The sequence below is a fragment of the Paludisphaera soli genome (assembly GCF_011064595.1).
GTDB classification, from domain to species: domain Bacteria; phylum Planctomycetota; class Planctomycetia; order Isosphaerales; family Isosphaeraceae; genus Paludisphaera; species Paludisphaera soli.
Genome location: NZ_JAALJI010000045.1, coordinates 1 through 21,375 on the forward strand (window position 1 = coordinate 1; position 21,375 = coordinate 21,375).

Here is a 21,375-nt window from a genome sequence, read left to right on the forward strand (position 1 = left end):
GGATCTCGTCGTCACGTTCAACACCAGGGGGAATCCGGATGGAAGACGACGTCAAGGAGTTGAAGGAGCGGCTGGCCCGCATCGAGTCCCTGCTGCAGACGTTCGTGTCCCAGCGGGCGATCAAGGATTCCTACTCGACGGCTGAGGTCGCGGTGATCGTCGGCAAGGCGGAGAAGCAGGTCCGGAACTGGTGCCGCGAGGGACGGGTCGCGGCGACCAAGCGGCCCGTGGGCCGGGGGACGAACAAGGAGTGGGAGGTCTCCCACGAGGAGCTCGTCCGCTACCAGGCCCACGGGTTGCGGCCGGCCTCGGTCAGAAGAGTCTACCAATCGCAGCCTTGACCTTGCCCGGAGTCAGGTGCTGGTACCGCTTCCTCATGGCCTCCGTCTGGTGGCCCAGGATTTTGTCGATGTACCTCTGGTCGACGCCCTCGCTCGCCAGGACGGACGCGACGCTGTGCCGGAGCACGTGGAAGCCGCGGACTTTCGACCACTTCGGGTGCCCGGATAGGGCCTCCTTGAACTTCTCGGAGGCCGTGTCGGCCCGCACCGGCCCGCCGGAGGGGGAGATCGCGAACGACCCCCCGGGGTGGATTGCGAACCAGGCCTTCATCGCCCGAGCCAGCTCGGGGTGGAGGTCGACGTCCCGGGTGGTGACGTCCACGCTCTTGTCCCGCTTCTTCTCGCGGATGGAGACGCGGCCAGCCCCGAGATCCCAGTCGTCGACCAGGGACCTCGCCATCTCCGCCCTGCGGCATCCCGTCATGGCCACAAATGCGACCATGGGGTAGACCCAGGGGTCCGCCGCCGCCCGCTCGACCGTCTTCAGAAGGTCCCGCACCTCGGGCCCGGTCAGGTAGAGGCACTCCCACAGCCGCCCCTCCTCGTCGGCGTCCAGCCCGCGTCGGCGGACGATCTCGACGATCTCGTCGTAAGTCCGGAAAGGCTCCCGGCCACGATCCTTGGGGAGGGAGACGTCGGCCGTCGCCCAAGTCGGCGGCGACTCGGCGTGGCCGTGGGCCGCCGCCCAGGACATGGCGGCTCGCAATGTCGTCAGCTCCTTGGCCACCGTGTAGCCGAGGATCTTCCGAGGGCTGGGGCCCTTCCCGGCCTTCAGAGGCCTGGCGTCCTCGGACAGCCGCACCCGCACATACTCGTCGACCCTCGCGAGGTCCACCGCGATCAGGGGCGTCCTCGCCTTCAGGATCCGGACCGCGTGGTTCAGGTGGATCCGGACCGTCAGCCGGGAGTTCTCCTCCAGCTGCCGCATCGCGTTCAGGTAAAGGTCGGGCAGCTCGCCCAGGGTCGTCCTCGGTCGCGTCGCGGGCCTCTCCGCGATCCGCCCGCCGGCCAGGACGAAGGATCGCACGTCAGCCCCTGGGGGGACCTCCAGAAGGCCCTTCTCGATCCGATAGATCGCATCCTTGATCGGGCCCAACCTGACGTCGGCCTCCCGCTCGTCCCCCGTGCGCAGGGAGGCGGTGTATCGCGAGCCTAGGCATCGGAAGACGACGTACCAGCCATCGCCGACCTTCCTCGGATAGCACTGCATGGCGTTCTCCTCGTTGCGCGCCCGCTGCGCGCCGGCCGACGTCGCGACCGGGTTGCAGATGGGACGCATCACGGACGTCGATTCGCTGCAACCCCCGGCGACGGCGATTCTTGAGCGTATGCGGGACCTTGATGGGACGCAATGGGGATCCACACAAGCTAGGTTGGGGTGCTAGAGGTCAGGGGTTCAAATCCCCTCGCCCCGACTCGTTTCCCATAAACAGATCCCGCCGACGGTGACATTGGTGACCCTCGGCGGGATCTGTTCGTTCGAAGGAACGTGCAGGCGAGCCGCCTTCCCACCCAGCCGGCCGTTCGCTTCATCGCGAGATCGGCCAATCCGGCCCCGCGTCCTCCGCCGTGCGTCGGCTCGCCCAGGGGGGCGAAGACGAGTTCGACGCCTCCGAAGGCCTCCGCAACGACGAGCCCATCGGTTGGCTGCGGCGAGGACTCGATCTCCCGCACGATCGTCATGCCGGAGTAGGCTTCCGAGCCGCCGACGTGGCCCTTTCGCGTCGATTGCGGCGGCGTTCCGACCGCTTGCCGACCTACCCGAACCACATCGTGACCGCGTCCAAGGGCCGGGCCGTCTCGGTCGGGTACCGACCGCCCAAAGCCGTTCGCTTCAGCATACGCGTCGGGTCGCGGCGGGTATCGGCGGCGATCCGCGAAGCCTCCTCGGGACCGTAGGTCGTCCGCCTCCCGCCGCCGTGACGTGACCTCGGCGAGGCCCTCGGCGTTGAAACGGGGGTCCCGATCCCCCTCACCGTAAGATCCGGGTCGGGGTTCACCCCTTCCCGGCCTCGAGGATGCCGACTCTCGCGAGCTACGACTTCTGCCGCATTCGGGGTGGAAACGCCGAGTCCCCGCAGGAGATCGCCAGGGCAGGCCCAACTCTCAGTCGCGTCCGGATCGCCCCGTCAGCAGCCGGCCGAAGCCGGAGAGGATCTGTCCCATCACGGTCCAGGCCATGACGAACGGGGTCGTCGGATGGCGAAAGATCGTGGGGAGGTTGCGTTCGAAGACGAAGTGGCCCATCCACATGATCGCATAGGAGAGGCAGAACAGGCCCAGCGCCCACCACGGCCGGAACGGGGCGAGGATCACGGCGAACGCCATGATCGGCCAGCCGACGCCGACGTGCAGGAAGTGGTTGACGGGGTTCTGGTGGTCCTCGCGGTACGTCGATCGCATCCGGTCCAGGCGGGCGGGCTTCGCGTTTTCGCTCTCGATCGGGGCGGCGGTCTGGCTCATGGGCGGGGGCCTTCCGTGTCGGGCGTCAGTCGGCCTTGGCGGCGGTGGCGGGGGCCGCCGCTTCGACGGCGATCCCCTGGTGGACCTTGGGGTCCTTGTAGTCGTCCAGGCCCTTGTGCAGCACCTTGGGCCAGTAGGTCGCGAAGTCGAATTTGGGGGAGTTGTCCTCGTCGTGACAGCGGTAGCAGAGGCGGTTGCGGTCCGCCTGCTCGGCCGTCAGCTTGAGCGCGTTGCGGAAGGCCAGGTCGTCGGGCGCGGCGATGTGCTTCGACGCCGGCCCGTGGCAGTTCTCGCACTGGTTCCCCTTGAGGTTCGGGGTCGCCTCGGCCGACTTCCAGCCCGAGTTGTACTCGAAGCCCGTCGTGTGGCAGGTGACGCACTCGGCGTCATAGATCACGTCGGGCTTGTGGTCCTTCTCCAGCGACTCGAACGCGTAGGCGTGCCTCGTGGTCGACCACTTGAGGAAGGTGTTCGGGTGGCACTGCTTGCAGGAGGCGGCCCCGACGAAGGTCGCGCCGGCGGAGCCGCCGACGTAGTCGTGCCGGGGGAAATTCTCGACGGTCCCCACGGCCTTGAGCAGGCCGCGGTACTCGTCCTCGATGATCTTCTTGACGTCCGTCGCCGGGCCGTCGAAGCGGGGGGTGAGGGCGAGGCGGTGATACTTGGGGGCCGAGCCGTCGAAGAAGCCGACCGCGCCGACGTACTTGCCCCGCCGGCCGACGTTGACCAGCATCGTCTTGCCGTTGTTGAGCATCTGCGGGTCCTGCTCGGGGTCGGCGACCTCCGAGGTGGCGACGACGATGTCGAAACCGGGGTACGCCGCGGCCAGCCGGCGGGCCTCCTGCGGGGGGCCCTGGACCATGAGCACCTGATAGTCGCTCTTCCCTTCCAGCTCGCCGAGGACCGAGGCGAGGACCTCGTCGGGCCGCTTGACGGTCGGCAGCAGGGATTCCTTGTCGGGGTCGACGAGCTTGGCGAGGGCCTCGGGGGCCAGCACGGCGGTGACGCCGAGCTTCACCGAGCCGGCCTCGGTGATGACGTGGGGGACGATCATCTCCTCGAAGCCCGCCCCGGGGACGACGTTCGCCGCCACCAGCTTGGTCCCTTCCAGGCCGTTGAGGAACTGCGCGAAGGCCTCGCCGACGCCGACCTTCAGGTCGTCGGCGCTCAGGGCCAGGGCGCTGTACTTGAACTTGGCGAGCGCCTTGAGGGCGATGCCGAACTTGATCTTCGCCTGCTCGAAGCCGCCGCGGGCCCCGGCCGGGTCCTTGATGAGGCTCCCCAGGTCGATGAGGGCGTAGGGGAGCTTCTGGGCCCGCATGCGCTCGATGAAGTCATACCGGCGGATCAGGCCCCCCATCTGCCCCTCGGCGCAGCCGCAGGGTTCCAGGTAGCCGTCCATCTCGCCGGACACGACGAGGATCGCCTTGGGGTTCGCCCACTGGGCGAACAGCTTGGAGGACTTGCCGGCGGCCTCGCCCTTCGCGGCGCCGGCGTCGGGGACCGACTGCGGGAGCGCCGTGGTCGCGGCCCCGTCCTTCGCCGGGTCGGACGCCGGGCGGCTGCATCCCACATAAGCCAGGAGCGCGGCCGCCGTGGCGACCGCGGCCGACGACCTCAGAGATGAATGGGCCAACGTCGATCCCTCCTTGCTGGTACTCATCGCGTCCCGCGCGACGGGGCGCCCGACCCGACGAGTCGTCGCGGGGTCGGGCGCCGGTCGCGCAGTCTACTCGGCGGGGCCATGACCGATAAGGTCAATCCGGGGCGGGCTCCGCCCTCAGTTCCCGCCGACCAGGAAGCTCACCGGGACCTTGAGCTCGGCCACGCCCGGCAGGTCGGACTTGAGCACGACCTCGCCGTCGATCAGCCCCGGGGCGGTCCCCTTGGGGACGCTCACCTTCATGCGATACCGGCCCTTGGCGCCGCCGGCCGACTCGGAGGGCTCGACCGAAACCTCCACCTTCTCGGGCTTCCGGGCGACCTCGAAGTGCGTCTCCTTGCCGCCGCGGACCAGCAGCGAGACCTCGCCGGCGGCCCCGTCCTTGCTCCGCACGGTGACCATCCGCAGCCGGTCGGGGACGACGCTGATCGGCCCGGTCACCGAGCCGACGACCGTCAGCTTGATCTCGGGGCGGAGCGGGTGGTCGGTGTGGATGACCACCTCCTCGCGCATCTGGCCGATCGGGAACCCCTGCTTGACGTGGAGGTTCACCTTGTGGCCGGCCTTGATGTTGTTGCTCGCCAGCTCGGACTCCGACATCGGGTCCACGTCGGTCGTCAGATACTCGGGCTTGGACGTGTTGATCTCGGTGATCTTGGTCTCGGGCTTGTCGGGGGAGAAGATCGGGACGAAGACGGTCTTCTCCTCGTCGCTGTTGACCGCGCCCAGGTCGATCGTGTCGCCGGGGATGATGACGACCGGCGGGTTGATCTTGCCGTGGACGAACAGCGGGAACGTCGGGTTCTCGGGGTCGTTCGTCTCGATGTTGGCGCCCTTGTGGAAGTCGCCGGTGACGAAGTTCGTCTTCCACTCGATGTCGATGTCGGTCGACTCGCCCGGCTTGAGGGTGAGCTTGTCCCCCTCCTTCTGGAGCTTGGCGACCGTGCACATGCAGGTGGAGGTCCCCTTCCAGATCTGGAGGTCCGCGTCGCCGGCGTTGGTCAGCTTCCAGGACCTCTTGCCGGTCTGCTGCTGGCCCATCTCGCCGAACTGGTAGGTCAACTCGCCGTCGACCACGGCCTTGGGGGCCGGGCCGGCCTTCGCCGGCGCGACCGGCAGGTTCCATGTCGAGCTCGTCGACGCCGACATGTTCATGAGGACCGTCGAGCCCGCCGCCAGCACGACGACCACGACCGCCAGGATGACCCACCGCAACATGTTGCTCGTTCTCCGGTTAAGACGACCGCAAGGAAGACGGCCGGCGCAGGACGGGGCGTCGCCGCGATGACGGATGCGATTTCTACGACCGAACCCCTCGGGGCGTTCACGCGACGGGTGACTTTATCTTAGAAACCCCCGCTCTCCGGGGTCAAGCGGGGCGGCGGCCGGCGAGGTTCACGCCGTTCCCCTGCCCCTCGTGGTGGAACCGCTGGCCCAGGCTCAGGTCGACCACGTCGACCAGCCCGGCCTCGGCGAACCAGCCTCGGACCTCCTCGACGGTGTGACGCGAGAGGTACTTCGGCGCGTACCAGTCGAGCGTGTCGCAGACCCGGACCTCGGGGTCCGGGTGCATCGACACCCCGATCGTCAGCGCGTGCAAGGCGACGCCGGCCCGCTCGACCAGCCGCCGACGGCTGGTCATCAGCCTTCGCTTGATCGCCCCGATCGGGGCCGTCGCCTGGCAGAGCCGGAGCAAGAGCCCCAGCGGCAGGCGGGTCGAGACGGCCCGGTGGGCGTCCATGATCCGCTCGACGATCGGGCTTTCCCGCTCGTAGATCCAGATCGCGATCCGTCCCCCGGGCTTCAACAGCCGTGCCAGGCCCAGGAACGCCGCGCGGGGGTCGGGGGTGTGGTCCAGGACGCCGATGGAGTAGATGTGGTCGAACGAGCCCTCGGCCACCGGGAGCCGGAGCAGGTCGCCCCGGACGATCGCGACGTTGGGCGAACCCTCGGTCAGGTCGCGGGCGGCGAGCACGGCCTCGCTCAGGTCCAGCCCGACGACCAGGCGGGGAACGTCGGCCGCCGCCACGCGGAGGTAGCGGCCCATCCCGCAGCCGCCGTCGAGGACGAGCGTCCCGGCCAGGTCGCCCGCCTTGAGGCCCGTCCGATTGGCGAAGGTGGCCCGGTCCTCGTCGTCCCGGACGATCCGGAACCGGTTCCACTGGAGGCCGTAGGTCGACTTCGTCCGGGCCTGGTCGGCGGGAGGTTGGGGCATGGCGGCGCCGGTGAGGTCGGGATCGGATCCAAATCAATAAGAGTCGGCCGAGACGACCTCGCCGAAGTTGCGGGTGCAGAGCGCCTGGAGGACGCCGACCTTCATGCCGGGGGTCATGGTCATGACGCCTCGGCCGTCGCCGTTGAAGATCAGGCCGTTGGCGGTCTTGGTGGCGGGGTCGATCGGCCAGCAGTCGATGGAGTCCTTCAGGAACCGGACGCTGCCGTCGGCCAGGCCGACGTTGGCCCCGCCGGGGTGGCGGCTGCCGATGTTGAAGGCGATGTAGTCGCGGGCCGTGGTGTCGCTCAGCCGCATGACCTTCAGGGCGCCGTTCACCGGGTAGTAGCCGCCGATCAGCGAGTCGGTCCAGAAGCCGGAGTTCCAGCCGTGATACTGGGCGCGGCCGGCCGAGTCGAACAGGCCGTGGTTGTGCTCGGCGAAGAGGACGGTGTTGCTCGCGCCGTCGGTGATGTCGGCCAGCCGGGTCGAGCTGTGGGCGTAGATCGTGCCGTTGGTGTTCTGCTTCCGGACCTCGAACGTCGGGTTGTCGACGTGGAGCATCAGGCTCCAGGCGCCCACCATGCCGGCGTAGCTGGTCTTGGCCTGCTTCCACTCGCCGGCGGGGAGGCTCGCGTACTGGCCGGCGTTCACGGGGGTCAGGTCGTAGCTGGTCGCGTCGCTCGGGCACTGGAGGGCCGAGATGGCGACCCCCGCGATCGTGACGTTCTCGGCGGTGAAGACGCCGGGTGCGAAGTTCACCATGTTGAACACGTTCGCCTGCTCGTAGAACGGCAGCATGTGGACGAGCGGGCTGAAATTCCACATCGAGCCCCCCAGCGCCGCCCGCCGGGTGAAGCCCCCGGGCGTGATCGTCTGGTGGGTCGACTCGTAGTTCAGCGCCCCGAGGGCCAGCTGCTTGAGGTTGTTCGTGCACTGGGCGCGTCGGGCGGCCTCGCGGGCCGCCTGCACGGCGGGGAGCAAGAGCGCGATGAGCACGGCGATGATCGCGATGACCACCAGCAGCTCGATCAGCGTGAACGCGGGGCGGGCGGGGGATCGGGGCGGGGACAAGCCAGGCACCTCCAGTGGGCGGAAACGGCGGACGGCCTCATCTTAATCGACCCGACCCGCCGCCACAATCGACGACGACCGGGGGGTCATCGCGACGCCGCGCGGGCGTCCCACTGGTCCTCGGCCGCGCTCCGGCGGAGATAGTTGGGCTCCAGGTCCCCCGGGTCGCCGGGCGGGGTCGCCCCGGCCAGCCGGCGGGTCAGCTCGACGATCCGGCGTCCCGAAGGTCGATTGATCGGGTTTTCCGGGTCGACATCCCCGAGGCCGGCGAGGCTCGATCGGATCGCCGGGCTCCGCAGGCCGGGGCCCAGGACCAGGCTTTCCGGCCCGACCCGGGCGGCCCAGGCGGCCAGCGGCTCGATCCGGCTCGGCCCGGTCGCGACGAGCGCCGCGCCGGGGGCCTCGCGACGGAACTCCGAGGCGTACACGTCGCCCCGCTGGGCGTCGCCGACGACGAGGACGCGCGGGGCGTCGTCCGGGGCGTTCGCGGCCACGGCCTCCAGGCTGTCGAAGCCGACCAGCCGGGCGCCGGCCGCGTAGGCGAGCGTCCGCGCCGCGGTCAGGCCGATCCGTAGGCCCGTGTACGACCCCGGCCCGAGTCCCACGCCGATCAAGGCCAGGTCGACCGCCCTCACCCCGGCCCGCTCCAGCAGCTCCCGGATGCCGGGGATCAGGTCGCGACCGTGCTTGCGGGTGGCGTCGGTCTCGGCCTCGAAGATCGCGCCGGAGCCGGTCAGCAGCCCGACGACCGAGCGGTCGCCCGAGGTGTCGACGGCGAGGAGGTTCATCGGATGCGACACGACGCGACTCGCAAGGCCCGGGTTGCCGGAAGCGGGGACGGAGGACGGACCGCCGACTCTAGCCGAAACCCCGCCTCGCGACCATGCTTCGTCTCGCGACGCCGTCGCGACCCGGCCTTCGGAAACCGCCTCATTCGCCCAGAATGTGTCCTTGCGGCCACGTTTGGGCTCGAGCTTGGAGATTGTGAGGAGGGCGTGAACCGGCGAACTTGACCGTTGCGGCCCCGTCGCTCTATCCTTGGATTGGAGTCGGACTCGACACTCCCCGACGCCGTGCGTGACCTCTAGACCAGAATGATGGGGGGGTCGAACCTTGCCAGTCCCCCCGGAATGCTCCAGGCCGAACGACGGGTCTTCCTGGTGGCCGGTCTCCCTCCTCTCGTCGGAGGATCCCCCTCGGTGCGTCGTGCGTTAATCAGCGATATTCACGGGAACCTCGAGGCCCTGGAGACCGTCCTCGGCGACATTGCGAACCAGGGGGTGGATGAGATCTACTGCCTGGGGGATGTGATCGGCTACGGCCCCAACCCCCGCGAGTGCATCGACCTGGTCATCGAGAACTGCCACGTCACGCTCCTCGGCAACCACGACCAGGGCGCCATGTTCGACCCCGACGGCTTCAACGTCGGCGCCGAGCGGGCCATCTTCTGGACCCGGGGCCAGCTCGAAAGCTCCACCGACCGGGCCGGCAACGAGCGCCGCTGGGAATTCCTCGGCGAGCTGCCGAGGTCGCACAAGCTCCCCCCCTTCCTGTTCGTCCACGGCTCGCCCCGCAACCCCCTGAGCGAGTACATCTTCCCCGAGGACATCTACAACCATCGCAAGATGGAGCGGCTGTTCCAGCTGGTCGAGCGGTACTGCTTCCAGGGCCACACCCACGTCCCAGGCGTCTTCACGGAGGGCTACCAGTTCTTCGCCCCGGAGGAGATCGACAACGAGTACTCCCTCGGCGACGGGAAGCTCCTCATCAACGTCGGCTCGGTCGGCCAGCCTCGCGACGGCGACCCCCGCGCCTGCTACCTCCTGCTCGACGAGGGCGAGGCCGGCAAGGCCGCCAGGATCACCTATCGCCGCGTCCCCTACGACTTCGAGACGACCATCCGGAAGATCCACGCGATCCCGGAACTGGAGCCGTTCCTGGGCGACCGCCTCCGCCAGGGGCGCTGAACGCCCCCGCCCCACCAGTCGACGCCATGGACCGGCCACCCTCGCGGACACGCGCGGGGGGAGCCGCGGCGTCCGGTCCGGCTTGCGAACTTGGCGCGGGGCGGCGACAATCAGTCCTGAGAATCCGGGGCGTCCTTCCTGGACACGCCCGGGCCGGTCCGCCGGGCCCGAGGCAGGTTGGCCGCATCGCCCTCGACTCGCCCCGCCCAACCGCTTCGGGATATCTGGTTCATGAGTAATGAGCGTCGCCTCGTCCTGTTCGTGATGCTGACCTTCGCGTGGGTGATGGGGTCCCCCTATCTGCTCACCTGGCTCGGCCTGGCCCCCCCGCCGAGGCCGAAGGACCCTGCGGTCGCCAAGGCCCCGGCCGATCCGGCCGCCAAGAAGGCGGAGCCGCCGGTCGCGAAGCAGGACGAGCCCCCCGCCGGCGACGAGCCGGCGCCGACGATCAAGGCCGCCGCCGACGCCGCCCCGAAGATCGAGGTCGTCCCGGCCTCGGAGCTGGTACTGGGCTCGCTCGCGGACAAGTCGCCCACCGGCTACCGGTTCGCCGTCCAGCTCGACCAGAAAGGGGCGGGGGTCGACTCGGCCGTCTCGTCGCGTTACGAGGCCGACTTCGAGGGGCGGGTGAACCCACATCTGCCGATGCAGCTCATCGGCCGCGACCGGACGAAGCCGGCCGCCTCCGCCTCGTGGCCCCCGTCGCTGACGCTCACGCTCAGCCCGGCCGACGCCCCCGGCCGGGGCGAACCGCTCCGGCCCATCGACCGGGCCCAGCTCGCCGCCCTGGACCCCGAGGCGCCCGTCGTCGAGGACCTGCTCGACTCCCAGCTCTGGGAGGTCGTCCGCGACGACCAGGGCCGCGCCGTCCGGCCGCTGAAGCGCGAGGCCGGGGACGGCGTCCCGGCCGTCGAGGGCCAGGAGGCCGTCTTCCGCGTCACCGCCGACAACGGCGTGGTCGTCACCAAGACCTTCCGGCTCTGGCAGAACGCCGACGGGTTCGAGTTCGACCTGAAGTTCGAGAGCCCGGACCAGGAGCGGACCTTCGCCTACAACCTGCTCGGCCCCTACGGCATCCCGATCGAGGGCGAGTGGTACACGGCCACCTTCCGCGAGGTCTTCTTCGGGACCGTTGCCGGCGGCGCCGTGAACTTGACGGCCCACACGGCGTACGAGATCGCCAAGGCGACCGACAAGCTGTTCGACTCCACCATCAACCCGCTGCGGTTCGCGGGCGTGGAGAACCAGTACTTCGCGATCCTCGTCGCCCCGGTCCCGCCCCCGGTCTCGCAGGAGGACCGGATCGACCGCGCGACGACGGCCTTCGTCCTCGAGCGCCACGCCCAGGACATCCAGAAGTCCGACGTCGGCGTGCGGATCAGCTCCAAGCCGATCAAGGTCGGGCCCAACACGCCCCAGAGCTTCTCGTTCCTGGTCTTCGCCGGGCCCAAGACCGAGGCCGCCCTCGCCCCCTACGGGGCGGAGGAGCTGGCGGTCTACCGCAAGGGCATCATCCCCCTGGCCCCGACCATCGCCCGCTACTTCATCACGCCGATCCTCTCGTTCACCTATTCCGTCACCGAGCAGGTGGCGGCCTTCTTCGGCGGGACGCGGGGCAACTACGGCATCGCGATCATCCTGCTGACCGTGATCGTCAAGATGCTGCTGTTCCCCCTCGGCCGCAAGCAGGCCATGATGGCCCAGAAGATGCAGCACCTCCAGCCGCAGATGAAGGAGATCCAGGAGAGGTACAAGGACGACAAGGAGCGGCTCACCCGCGAGACCTTCGCCCTGTACAAGAAGCACGGGGCCAACCCGGTCAGCGGCTGCCTCCCGGCTCTGGTCCAGTTGCCGATCTTCGTGGGCCTCTGGCAGGCCCTGAACACGTCGGTCGGCCTGCGGCAGTCCTCCTTCCTCTGGATCAACGACCTCGCCGCGCCGGACATGCTGTTCCGGTTCCCGTTCGACATCATCTTCCTCGGCCACTGGTTCAACCTGCTGCCGATCCTGGTCGTCGGCCTGATGATGGTCCAGACCAAGCTGTTCACCCCGCCGCCGACGACGCCCGAGGCGGAGATGCAGCAGAAGACGATGAAGTACATGATGGTCGTGATGGCCGTGATGTTCTACAAGGTCCCCTCCGGCCTGGGACTCTACTTCATCACCAGCAGCCTGTGGTCGATCGGCGAGCGCCTGCTGCTCCCCAAGATCATCCACGACGTCGACCCCGCCGATGCGGAGGAGAACGCCAAGGCCGCGATCGGCGCCAACGGCAGCGCCAGGCGGGGAACGGCCGTGCCGCCGCCGCCCCCGGCGAAGCCCGAGGGGGGCCTCGCCAAGTTCTGGAACCGCGTGCTCGAAGAGGCGAAGAAGGACCCGACGTATCGCAAGATCGTCGATGATCGCGATGGCAAGGAACCCCGGGGCAAGGACCGCACCGACGGCAATCCGGATCGTCCCGAGAGGCCCGATCGCCCCGACGACCGCCGCGATCGCGGCAAGCCACGCTCCCGGCCGGGCCGGAAATGATCGAAGCACAATCGGGGCCGCACCGGGGGCGCGACCGCCGTGTCATCGGCCTTCGATCCTGAAGAACCGATCGCCGCGACGGCCTCGGCCCCCGGGCCGGGCCTTCGCGGGATCGTCCGGGTCTCCGGCCCCGGCGCGTGGCGGATCGCCCTGGTCGGGTTCGAGGCCGACCGGCCCGGCCCGCCGCCGACCCGGCCGACCCTGGTCTCCGGCCGCTACCGCCTGCCGGGCCTGCGCCCTCCCCTGCCGGCCGAGATCACGCTTTGGGCCGCGCCCCGCACTTATACGGGCCAGGAGCTGGCCGAGATCCACGCGCCGGGCTCGCCGCCGCTGCTCGACCGGCTTCTCGCCCATTGCCTGGAGGGCGGAGCCCGACTCGCCCAGCCGGGCGAGTTCACGCTCCGGGCGTTCCTCTCGGGCCGGATCGACCTGACGCGTGCCGAGGCCGTGCTCGGCGTGATCGACGCCCGCGACCCCCGCCGGCTCGACGCCGCGCTGGAACAGCTCGCGGGGGGCCTCGCCGGTCCGATCGACGCCCTGCGCGACCGGCTGCTGGACCTGCTCGCCCACCTGGAGGCCGACCTCGACTTCGTCGACGAGGCCGACGTCGACCCCATCGCTCGCGCCGTCCTGGCCGACCGACTGGCCCGAGAGGCCGAGACGCTCGACGACCTGACCGCCCGCCTGGGAACCCGCGACCGCATCGACGGCAACCCCCGCGTGGTTCTCGTCGGCCCTCCCAACGCCGGCAAGAGCCGGCTGTTCAACGCCCTGCTCGGCGACGATCACGCCATCGTCTCGCCGATGGCCGGCACCACGCGCGACTACCTCGCGGCCCCCTGCCGCTGCGACGGCCTCGTCGTCGAGCTGGTCGACACGGCGGGCGTCGAGGCCGCCGTCGGGCCGATCGCCTCCGAGGCCCAGGCCCAGGCCGCCGCCGAGGCCGCCCGCGCCGACCTGATCCTCGCCTGCGCGTCCGCCGACTCGCCCGCGATCGAGGCGAGCGAGGCCGACGATCGCACCCTCCGAATCTGGACCAAGGCCGACCGCGCGGGGCCGCCCCCCGATGAACGATCGACCTGGCTCGTCACCAGCGCCCAGGCCGGGACGGGGATCGACGCCCTCCGCGTCGCGCTGGCGTCGGCGATCCGGGGCCGGGAGGGCGAACAGGCGGCCACCGGCACCTCCGCCCGATGCCGCGACAGCCTCGCCGGCGCGGCCGCCGCGATCCGCGACGCGGCCTCGGCCATGCGCTCCGGGGCGGGCGACGAGCTGATCGCCTTCGAGCTGCGCACCGCCCTCGACGAGCTGGGCCAGGTCACCGGCGCAATCGTCGCCGACGACGTGCTCGACAGGATCTTCGCGCGGTTCTGCATCGGGAAGTGAGGTTTCGTCCCGATCGAAGTTGTCGTTTGCTTTGGTGATCAATACGATCGATCTCGTCCGGACTTCGAGGGACGGAAGGTCGGCGGGGGATCCCACGATCGCTTACAAGGCCGCTGCCGACCGGACCGTCGGATACGGGCCGCACCCGGATGGAAGGCAAGACGTGGGACTTTTCGATCGCCTGTACGGCAAGGCCGAATCACCGATCCCCGACCCGGCTCGATTGCGAGACGAGCTGTTCGCCTCCGTTCAATCGGGAGATTCCCGGCGACTGGAACGCCTGGCCCGCGCAAATGAGGCGGCCGTCCTCGCTCATTTCCGCTCCTGGCAGCTGGTGCCGGAGGAGATCCGGGCCGACCCATCAGCCGTCCAAGCGTACGTCCACTCGTTGGTGACGATCGCCCAGCTCTTCGACGTCCGGCTCGGCCATCCTGAGCTGATGGCCGCGCTGACCGGCCCCGCCGACGGCAACCCGATCGAGAAGTGGCAGTCGGCCCTCCGGCGGTCCAGAGAACTGCTGGCCGAGTTGCGCTACGACGAGGCTCGGTCGATCCTGGCCGACTCCCTGATCGATTCCCGCGGGATGACAGGAACCGGGGTCGACTCGCTCCTGCCGATCACCCATGGGCTTCTCGCCGAGGCTTACTTCCACGCCGGACGGGCCGCCGAGGCCGTGTCTCACCTCGAGCACGCCCTTCGTTGCTGCGAGCGGTCGGGGGACTCGGCGGGGATCGCTGCGTATCTCGGTTGCCTGTTCGAGGCGCACCGCTATCTCGGCCAGGCGGAGAAGGCCGCGGGGTTCGCCGACCGTCTGGCAGCCGTCACCCTTGGGAAAGATGCGTCACGGTGGCGGACGCGGGCCCGGATCGTCCGCGCCGGCGAGCCCTTGAACCGCGTCGTCGCCGTCGTGGACGGGGTGACCGGCGAGGTCGACGAGGTGAGGCCGACCGGCGACATGCGCATCCAGTTCGTGTTCGAGCGGAACCGGATCACGCTCCGGCCTGCGGTCGCTGCGACCGCACGCGGCCAAGAGCTCGGCGCCGCCGGCCGATACGACGAGGCCCTGGCCGCCTTCGAGGAGGCCTCCGCGGCCGACCCCTTCGATCCCCATTCCCGCTTCCTGGCGGCGTTCTCCCTCCTCCATCTGGGCCGGTACGCGGAGGCGGAGGCCGCCTACCGAAGCGTCGAGGAACTCGCCCCCGGATGGTTCCAGTGCCGGGCCGACGCCTGGCTGGCGGGGGAACTCGCGGCCAGTCGATTGGGCCGCGACGACCTGGCGGCCCTTACGCAGATCCAGGACGGAACGGCCCCGCCGGAGCGGAAGCTCACGCTGGCGGACCGACTCCTGGACCGACGTCCGCACCTTCCGCCGGCGCTCTTGCACCGCGGGAAGGCCCTTGCCGCGCTCGGCCGCCCGGCCGACGCCCGCGCGGCCCTCGAGGCCGGGTTGGCGTCCGACCCCGAGCCGGACGTCAAGACGAGGCTCCTGGTCGACCTCGCGGCCCTGACCGAGGATCCCGCGGAGCGTGCGGGTCTGTTTCGGGAAGCCATCGCGGTGGGCGGGAATCTCGTGGCCGCGGCGTCGGCGTCCGTCGCCCTGCGACTTGGATGAGTTCCGTCGGTCGGGCTGGCGTCGGTCGCTCCGAGCGCCCAGGGAGGGACGTCGATCGTCCTGTCCGCATCGCCGAGCGACGACGCCGGGGCCTCGTGGCGTCGGGCGAGCGGGCGGATTATTCTGGAGTCCGCCCGGCCCGCGAGACGCGGACCGTCGTTTCGTCCCGTTCCGTTCCCGCCAGGACGCCGACCATGCTCAAGCGAATCCCGCCGATCCTCTCCCCGGAGCTGCTGCACCTGATCGCCCAGATGGGGCACGGCGACGAGCTGGTGATCGCCGACGCCAACTTCCCGGCCGTGACCTGCGCCAATCGGCTCGTCCGGGCGGACGGCCACGGCGTGCCGGCGATCCTGGAGGCGATCCTCCAGCTCTTCCCGCTCGACAGCTTCGTGGACGCGCCGGTGGCGCTCATGCGGCGCCTGGACAAGCCCGGCGAGCCGGCGCCGATCTGGGCCGAGTACCAGCGCATCCTCGACAGCGCCGAGGGGCGGCACATCGCGATGGAGCAGATCGAGCGGTTCGCCTTCTACGAGCGTGCGAAGACCACCTTCGGCGTGGTCGCGACCGGCGAGGGCGCCCTCTACGGCAACATCATCATCAAGAAGGGGATCATCCCGCCTTCCTGATGAACCCGAAGGCGCCCGATTGTCCATTCGCCAGTTCAGGGGTCGATCCGGACCGGCGACCACTCCGCCCTAAGCCCCGCGCTCACGCAGGCCTCGTAGAACCGCCGCGAGGCGATCAGCGAGCATTTCGTGCGATCGAATCGGGTGTCCCGAGTGAAAGCCTCGCAAGTCCGTGCGAGGTCGAACGGGCCGAACGCCGACAGGTCCGCCGCCCGGTAACGCAGCTCCACGGGGACGAAAAAGCCCTCCCGCCTGACGATGGACCTGCCGCATTCCGGCTCCAGCGGCGTTCCCGAGCGGTCGGCCAGATCCATCGACGGCGAGACGGGCGGCAGGGTGAGCGGGCTGTCGATCTCCCAGTAGCGGATCGGCTCGTCGGCCTTGCGTCCCGTCTCGGCGATCACGTCCATGTTCGGGACGGCCTCCTCGGGGTAGCCGTAGATGTCCAGCCCGACGACGTAGGGCACGAAGCACGTGGGGCGGTACGTCACCTCGCGGAATCCGGCCCGCTCCAGCGCGGCCCTCGCCCGGGGGGTCACGAAGACGCAATTCCCTTCCCCGCTCAGGATGTCGAGCTCGGTCTCCAGGCGCTTCTCGGGGACGATGAGCTCGCCGTCGCGGGTCCGGCCCCAGATTGAGGGCTGCCAGGATCTCTCTCCCACCGCGATTTCCAAGTGCGAGAACTCCACTAGTTCGCGAGGCTCGTACACCCTTCGTAGCGAATAGAAATAATACCGGTCGGGGGAATCTCCCTCGTCCCTGCTTGGGCGAGGTTGGAGACCGGCTTCGGCCAGGATCTCCAACGCCGACACGACGCGGGGGTCATCCTGGTCGGCCTCAATCTCCAATCTTCGCCTTCGTCCGGGCGCCCGCGCCAAGGGAGAGAGCTTCGCCAGCAGCTCTGCATCATCAGCTTCCAGGTTCACTAGGATTGAAGCGATAGTTCTCATCCTCGGATTCCCTTCGGCGCGAACCACCGCCAGGAGTCGCGCGACATCGAGCGTCCCTCGTTACGAGCCCCGCGGCCTGAAGCTTCTGCAGTCGTCCGCACTCAGACGACGGGCGGGATCCGGTCGCGGGAGGGGGTCGCCGCACCTGGCAGCGCGGGGGGGGCCTCGCCGTCTTGCCGGTTGCGTGCGTCGTCGGCGTGCTCGTCGTACCTGGGGAGGGAGTCGAGCACGGACCTGACCGGCACGTCGGGCGGGGGGAGGGCCTCGGTCTCCTCGGCCTGAGGGACCTTGGCGTAGAGGCGGTCGAGCTCGGCGCGGGCGGGCTCGGCGTAGTCGGAATGATTGGTGAGCTTGAGCACGCGCTGGAGGTCGGCGACGGCCTCGACGTCTCGGCCCTCGGCGGCGCGGCAGAGGCCGCGGTGGAGGTAGCCTTCCACGTCGCTGGGACGCATGACGAGGTAGCGGTCCAGGTCGGCCTCGGCCGTCGCCAGCTCGCCCCGCTCGGTGAGCAGCCGGCCCCGCATCAGGTAGGCGCCGGAGAGCTGGGGGTCGCACCGCAACGCGTGGTCGAGGTCGACCAGCGCGTCGTCGGTTCGGCCCATCGCGCGGTAGACGGTCGCCCGATGGTAGTAGGCCTCGCCCAGATACGGGGCGATCCTGAGGGCCCCGTTGAACGAATCGAGCGCCCCTTCCAGGTCGCCCCGGATCATCCGCACCCGCCCCTCCTTGATGGAGGCCGGGACGGTGGAGCGCTGGCGCCGCTGGGTGGTCCAGAGCACCTGGAGCATCAGGAAGGAGGCCGCGGCCGGCAGGCCCAGCAGGGCGACGCGGACCTGGAACCGCACGGCGGGCGAATAGCGCCAGTGGGTGATCGTCACATGCTCGTCCTTCGATTCCACGACCTTCTGCTCGTGGATCAGGAAGAACCCCAGCATGAAGCAGAGCACGCCGACGATCCCCATCCCCCGCGCCACCCAGATCAGCCGGCCGATCGACAGCAAGAGGGCCGCCGCGACGACGAGGAACACGCCGGCATAGAAGAGCTGCGTGATGGCCGTGGGGCCGAACACGTCGAGCAGGCGGTCGTAGATCTCGATGCCTCTCATCGCGGAGCGTCTCGCGGGTTGACGGTTTGGGGGCGACCTGGACCGGGCCGGGGGGCCTCCCCGCCCCGCCCGCCGAGAGCGGCCCGCGGCCGAAGGAGAGGGGCCGAAGGCTCGGCGACGGATGGATCGAGAGGCGAGGGGGCGGCGGATCGGGAGGGACGCAACCTCACTCTAGGAGTGCAACCAATCGCTGTCAATCGGATAGCCGGGGCCGCCGACCTTTTCGGAACGGCCTCTCGAAACCCCCTCGCGGGCCCTCCGCTCCGGCCGATTCTCCGACCCGTTTAGGTTATGCGACCCGCCTCGCCGGCCGAACGCGCGGGAAACCCGCCGTCGCGGAAACGGCGGCTATATTCCCAGTAGGAGATCATGCAAGTGCAGGGAGACGTTCGAGTCCATGGCACACCGAACGGAAACAAACACCCCGAGCACGAGGCTGAACCACCATGACTCGACGACGAGGCGCGACCGCCCGCCTTCTCGACCTGCTCGCGCTTGAGATCCGCACCCTACCCACCACCCTGATCGCCGTCATCGACTCCGGGGTGGACCTGAACGACGCCGCCGTCGTCCCCTATCTCGACCTGACCTCAGCTTACGACGCCTACAACAAGCAGACCTACGCCGACGTGGGCGCGTCGGCGATCCTCGACACCAGCCTGGCCCACGGGCACGGCTCCGTCGTGGCGAACATGACCGTCCAGGGCATCGTCGCCGCCGCGACGGCCTCGGGACGCACCCCCGACGTCAAGATCCTGCCCATCCGCGACACCTCCTCGGGCCTGAACATCGACGCCGGCGCGGTCATCCGCGGGATCTACTGGGCCGCCGACCACGGCGCCTCGGTCATCAACCTGAGCGTCAACTTCTCGTACAACCCTAGCAACTACGACCCCGGCTCGCCCCGGCACGGCTCGACCCTCGTCGACGCCATTCAGTACGCCGAGACCAAGGGCGCGGCCGTCGTCACCGCCCCGGGGAACGCCGCGCGGAACATCGACCTGATCCCGGTCTTCCCCCCCTACGCCGACGACCCGCTCTACTCCTTCACCCGGCCGACCCCCACGAACGTCCTGGTGGCCGCGGCCGTCGACTCGTCCGGCAAGCTGACCGCGCCTTCGAGCTGGGGCCCGGTCCACGTCGACGTCGGCGCCTACGCCGGTCCCGAGGGCTTCACCTCGTACTCGGCGGCCTTCGCCTCGGGCGTCGCCGGAGTCGTCCGCGAGCTGATGCCGGCCGGGACCTCGGCCCGGCAGGTGCTCGACGTGCTGGAGTCGACCGCCACCCCCAGGGCCCAGAGCGTCGGCGCGTGGTCGAAGACCGGCGGCGCGCTCGACCCCGCCGCCGCCGTCGCCCGCGCGCTGAACGGCTTCCCCACGGCCGGCGGGACGATCGTGATCGACGCCGGCTCCGCGGCCGACGCCTACTACACGGGGGGCTCGATTTCCACCACCACCGCGGCCGTCGACCTGGCCGGGCTCGAATCCCCGCCCGCCGCCTCGGTCTTCCGGACGGCGCGATCCGGCCAGGCCTTCTCCTACAAGCTCAACGGCCTGACGCCCGGCGCGATGTACCATGTCCGCCTCGACTTCGCCGAGACCGTCCACGACGCCCCCGGCCTCCGCCTGTTCGACGTCCTGGTCAACGGCGAGACGCGAATCTTCGCCCTCGACGTCTTCGCGGCCGCCGGCGGCAAGGACCGCGCGGTCGCCCGCGACCTGATCGTCCAGGCCGACGGCTCCGGGGCGATCAAGCTCGACTTCAAGGGCGTGAAGGGAGACGCCCGGGTCGACGCGCTTGAGGTGCGCCCGGCCGCGAACCTCGCCGCCGGCAAGCCCGCAACGGCCTCGTCGATCGAGTCCTGGTCGTACAACCCGGCGCTCGGGGTCGATTTTTCCTCCTCTACGCGCTGGTCGAGCGGCCAGTGGATGCAGAGCACGTCCAACGCCTGGTACGCCGTCGACCTCCAGGACTACTATCAGATCGACGAAGTCCGCCTGAAGTGGGAGCGGGCCTACGCCGTCGACTACCAGATCCAGGTCAGCGAGGACGGCTCGGCCTGGACCACGATCAAGACGGTGAACGGCAACCAGTCCGACGGCCTCGTCACGCTCTCGGGCCTTTCCGGGCAGGGGCGGTTCGTCCGGGTCTATTGCACCCAGACCAGTGCGGGGGCGAATAATTACTCGCTCTACGACTTCCAGGTCGCCGGCTCGCGGCTGGACGACCTCGCCCGGGGTAAGGCGGCCACGGCGACCTCTTCCGAGTCGGGCCAGCTCGGTCCCGCCGGCGCGTTCGACGGCGACTCCCGCAGCCGGTGGTCGAGCGGCCAGTGGATGCAAGGGTCGCAGTCGGCCTGGATCTCGGTCGACCTGGGCGCGATCTCAGCCATCCGCGACGTCCGACTGGTCTGGGAGACGGCCTATGCCGCCCGCTACGAGATCCAGGCGAGCGTCGACGGCAAGACCTGGACGACCCTCCGCGCCGTGACCGGCGACGGGCACTCCGGCCCGGCCTTCTTCAGCGACCTGGGCGGGGTCGGCCGCTACGTCCGGATCCTCTGCCTTCAGCCCGGTCCGGTCCACAACAACTACTCGCTCTACGACCTCAACGTCTACGGGGAACGCCTGACGAACCTGGCGACGGGGAAGGTCGCGACGTCTTCCTCCAACGAGGGCAACTTCTACGCTCCCTCGATGGCGGTCGACGCCAACCAGGCGTCGCGCTGGTCGAGCGGCCAGTGGATGCAGTCCGGCGAGACCGGCTGGATCGCGATCGACCTGGGGGCGAGGTACCAACTGTCGGCGGTCGCGCTCAACTGGGAGGCCGCCTTCGCCGTGGACTATCAAATCCAGGTGAGCGACGACGGCCAGGGCTGGACCTCGATCCGCTCCGTCGTCGGCAACGCGAAGGCGGGAGTCGACGTGCAGGGAGGCCTCTCCGGCGCGGGCCGATTCGTGAGGATCCTCGCCACGAAGCTCAACGCGACGAGGAACTACTCGCTCTACGACGTCCAGGTCTACGGCACGCCGGCCGCCGCGTCGGCGACTCTCGCGGCCGACGGACCGGGCTGGTCGAGCTGGACCGCGGTCGCCGCCGCCCCCGTGGCGACGGCCCCGCTCGCGGCGTCGAGCGAAGCCCCGACGACCGCGCCGGTCCGGCCCGCTCCACGACGCTCGCTCGCTCCGGCGACCTTCGCCAATCGATCCCCGCGTCCCTTCACCCCGCAAGCCTTCGCCTCCCGCGTCGGCCGTCCAGGGTTGCGAACCACGCGAGACTGATCCGGCCCGTCAGGTCCCTCGAGATCGGTGTCGACCCTTTTGAGGCGGCGGTGTTACAACCGACCGCCTCGAAGACCTTTAGTCACAGGGCTTCCTTGATCGACGACCAGGCCTCGTCGTCACGCCCTCGGACGACGGAGCCGTAGACCGCGCTAGGGCTAG

16 protein-coding genes are annotated in these 21,375 nt (G+C 69.7%); 7 read left to right on the forward strand and 9 right to left on the reverse strand.

Features of this window, described 5'->3' with window-relative positions:
• Window positions 1-38: 38 nt before the first annotated feature.
• Window positions 39-341 carry a hypothetical protein gene (locus G6O68_RS29725; protein WP_240911565.1) on the forward strand — a complete coding sequence of 101 codons (303 nt, stop codon included), beginning with the start codon at window positions 39-41 and terminating at the stop codon, window positions 339-341.
• Here G6O68_RS29725 and G6O68_RS29730 read toward each other — a convergent pair.
• The 7 genes from G6O68_RS29730 to tsaB all read right to left on the reverse strand — a co-directional run bounded on the left by G6O68_RS29730 (window position 313) and on the right by tsaB (window position 8,553).
• The gene (locus G6O68_RS29730; RefSeq protein WP_240911569.1) at window positions 313-1,620 is read right to left on the reverse strand and encodes a site-specific integrase; all 1,308 of its coding nucleotides are present in this window, start codon (window positions 1,618-1,620) and stop codon (window positions 313-315) included. The genes G6O68_RS29725 and G6O68_RS29730 overlap by 29 nt on opposite strands.
• A gap of 827 nt (window positions 1,621-2,447) precedes the next feature.
• Window positions 2,448-2,804 (reverse strand): DUF962 domain-containing protein, encoded by a 357-nt coding sequence (locus tag G6O68_RS29735; protein ID WP_165253042.1) that lies wholly within the window; start codon window positions 2,802-2,804, stop codon window positions 2,448-2,450.
• Window positions 2,805-2,829: 25 nt separating this feature from the next.
• Window positions 2,830-4,440: a multiheme c-type cytochrome gene (locus G6O68_RS29740; RefSeq protein ID WP_240911566.1), complete on the reverse strand. Its 1,611-nt coding sequence runs from the start codon at window positions 4,438-4,440 to the stop codon at window positions 2,830-2,832.
• Window positions 4,441-4,584: 144 nt separating this feature from the next.
• On the reverse strand, window positions 4,585-5,685 hold the full coding sequence (locus tag G6O68_RS29745) for a DUF1573 domain-containing protein (protein ID WP_165253046.1): 1,101 nt from the start codon (window positions 5,683-5,685) through the stop codon (window positions 4,585-4,587).
• Between the two features lie 151 nt (window positions 5,686-5,836).
• Entirely contained in the window at window positions 5,837-6,682 is an 846-nt protein-coding gene (locus tag G6O68_RS29750; RefSeq protein ID WP_165253048.1) for a class I SAM-dependent methyltransferase, read from the reverse strand.
• 33 nt (window positions 6,683-6,715) lie between these two features.
• On the reverse strand, window positions 6,716-7,762 hold the full coding sequence (locus tag G6O68_RS29755; protein ID WP_390625407.1) for a DUF1559 domain-containing protein: 1,047 nt from the start codon (window positions 7,760-7,762) through the stop codon (window positions 6,716-6,718).
• 77 nt (window positions 7,763-7,839) lie between these two features.
• Complete coding sequence (gene tsaB / locus G6O68_RS29760; RefSeq protein WP_240911568.1) at window positions 7,840-8,553, reverse strand: tRNA (adenosine(37)-N6)-threonylcarbamoyltransferase complex dimerization subunit type 1 TsaB; 714 nt, start codon at window positions 8,551-8,553, stop codon at window positions 7,840-7,842.
• A gap of 399 nt (window positions 8,554-8,952) precedes the next feature.
• On the opposite strand from tsaB, the gene G6O68_RS29765 reads away from it, so the two are divergent.
• The 5 genes from G6O68_RS29765 (at window position 8,953) to G6O68_RS29785 (ending at window position 15,876) form a co-directional block, all read left to right on the forward strand.
• Window positions 8,953-9,720, forward strand: a complete 768-nt coding sequence (locus G6O68_RS29765; protein WP_165253050.1) for a metallophosphoesterase family protein — start codon at window positions 8,953-8,955, stop codon at window positions 9,718-9,720.
• Window positions 9,721-9,951: 231 nt separating this feature from the next.
• A complete protein-coding gene (gene yidC / locus G6O68_RS29770) occupies window positions 9,952-12,249 on the forward strand; it encodes a membrane protein insertase YidC (protein ID WP_165253052.1) in 2,298 nt (765 codons plus the stop codon).
• A gap of 39 nt (window positions 12,250-12,288) precedes the next feature.
• Window positions 12,289-13,635, forward strand: coding sequence for a tRNA modification GTPase (locus tag G6O68_RS29775; RefSeq protein ID WP_165253054.1), 1,347 nt, complete (start codon window positions 12,289-12,291; stop codon window positions 13,633-13,635).
• 163 nt (window positions 13,636-13,798) lie between these two features.
• Window positions 13,799-15,247, forward strand: coding sequence for a tetratricopeptide repeat protein (locus G6O68_RS29780; protein WP_165253056.1), 1,449 nt, complete (start codon window positions 13,799-13,801; stop codon window positions 15,245-15,247).
• Between the two features lie 194 nt (window positions 15,248-15,441).
• The gene (locus tag G6O68_RS29785) at window positions 15,442-15,876 is read left to right on the forward strand and encodes an RbsD/FucU family protein (RefSeq protein WP_165253058.1); all 435 of its coding nucleotides are present in this window, start codon (window positions 15,442-15,444) and stop codon (window positions 15,874-15,876) included.
• Between the two features lie 35 nt (window positions 15,877-15,911).
• Here G6O68_RS29785 and G6O68_RS29790 read toward each other — a convergent pair whose 3' ends face one another.
• A complete protein-coding gene (locus G6O68_RS29790; protein ID WP_165253060.1) occupies window positions 15,912-16,538 on the reverse strand; it encodes a hypothetical protein in 627 nt (208 codons plus the stop codon).
• 389 nt (window positions 16,539-16,927) lie between these two features.
• Entirely contained in the window at window positions 16,928-17,932 is a 1,005-nt protein-coding gene (locus G6O68_RS29795) for a tetratricopeptide repeat protein (RefSeq protein WP_165253062.1), read from the reverse strand.
• Window positions 17,933-18,378: 446 nt separating this feature from the next.
• Between G6O68_RS29795 and G6O68_RS29800 the strand changes: the two genes are divergently transcribed.
• Window positions 18,379-21,213, forward strand: coding sequence for a discoidin domain-containing protein (locus G6O68_RS29800; RefSeq protein ID WP_165253064.1), 2,835 nt, complete (start codon window positions 18,379-18,381; stop codon window positions 21,211-21,213).
• The last annotated feature ends 162 nt before the right edge of the window (window positions 21,214-21,375 follow it).

Excerpts from the sequence above, each read along its gene's own strand:
- G6O68_RS29750 (WP_165253048.1), bottom strand. The coding sequence starts at position 6,682 with ATGCCCCAACCTCCCGCCGACCAGGCCCGGACGAAGTCGACCTACGGC.
- G6O68_RS29745 (WP_165253046.1), bottom strand. The coding sequence starts at position 5,685 with ATGTTGCGGTGGGTCATCCTGGCGGTCGTGGTCGTCGTGCTGGCGGCG.
- G6O68_RS29735 (WP_165253042.1), bottom strand. The coding sequence starts at position 2,804 with ATGAGCCAGACCGCCGCCCCGATCGAGAGCGAAAACGCGAAGCCCGCC.
- G6O68_RS29800 (WP_165253064.1), top strand. The coding sequence starts at position 18,379 with ATGACTCGACGACGAGGCGCGACCGCCCGCCTTCTCGACCTGCTCGCG.
- G6O68_RS29725 (WP_240911565.1), top strand. The coding sequence starts at position 39 with ATGGAAGACGACGTCAAGGAGTTGAAGGAGCGGCTGGCCCGCATCGAG.
- G6O68_RS29730 (WP_240911569.1), bottom strand. The coding sequence starts at position 1,620 with ATGCGTCCCATCTGCAACCCGGTCGCGACGTCGGCCGGCGCGCAGCGG.
- yidC (WP_165253052.1), top strand. The coding sequence starts at position 9,952 with ATGAGTAATGAGCGTCGCCTCGTCCTGTTCGTGATGCTGACCTTCGCG.
- G6O68_RS29795 (WP_165253062.1), bottom strand. The coding sequence starts at position 17,932 with ATGAGAGGCATCGAGATCTACGACCGCCTGCTCGACGTGTTCGGCCCC.
- G6O68_RS29785 (WP_165253058.1), top strand. The coding sequence starts at position 15,442 with ATGCTCAAGCGAATCCCGCCGATCCTCTCCCCGGAGCTGCTGCACCTG.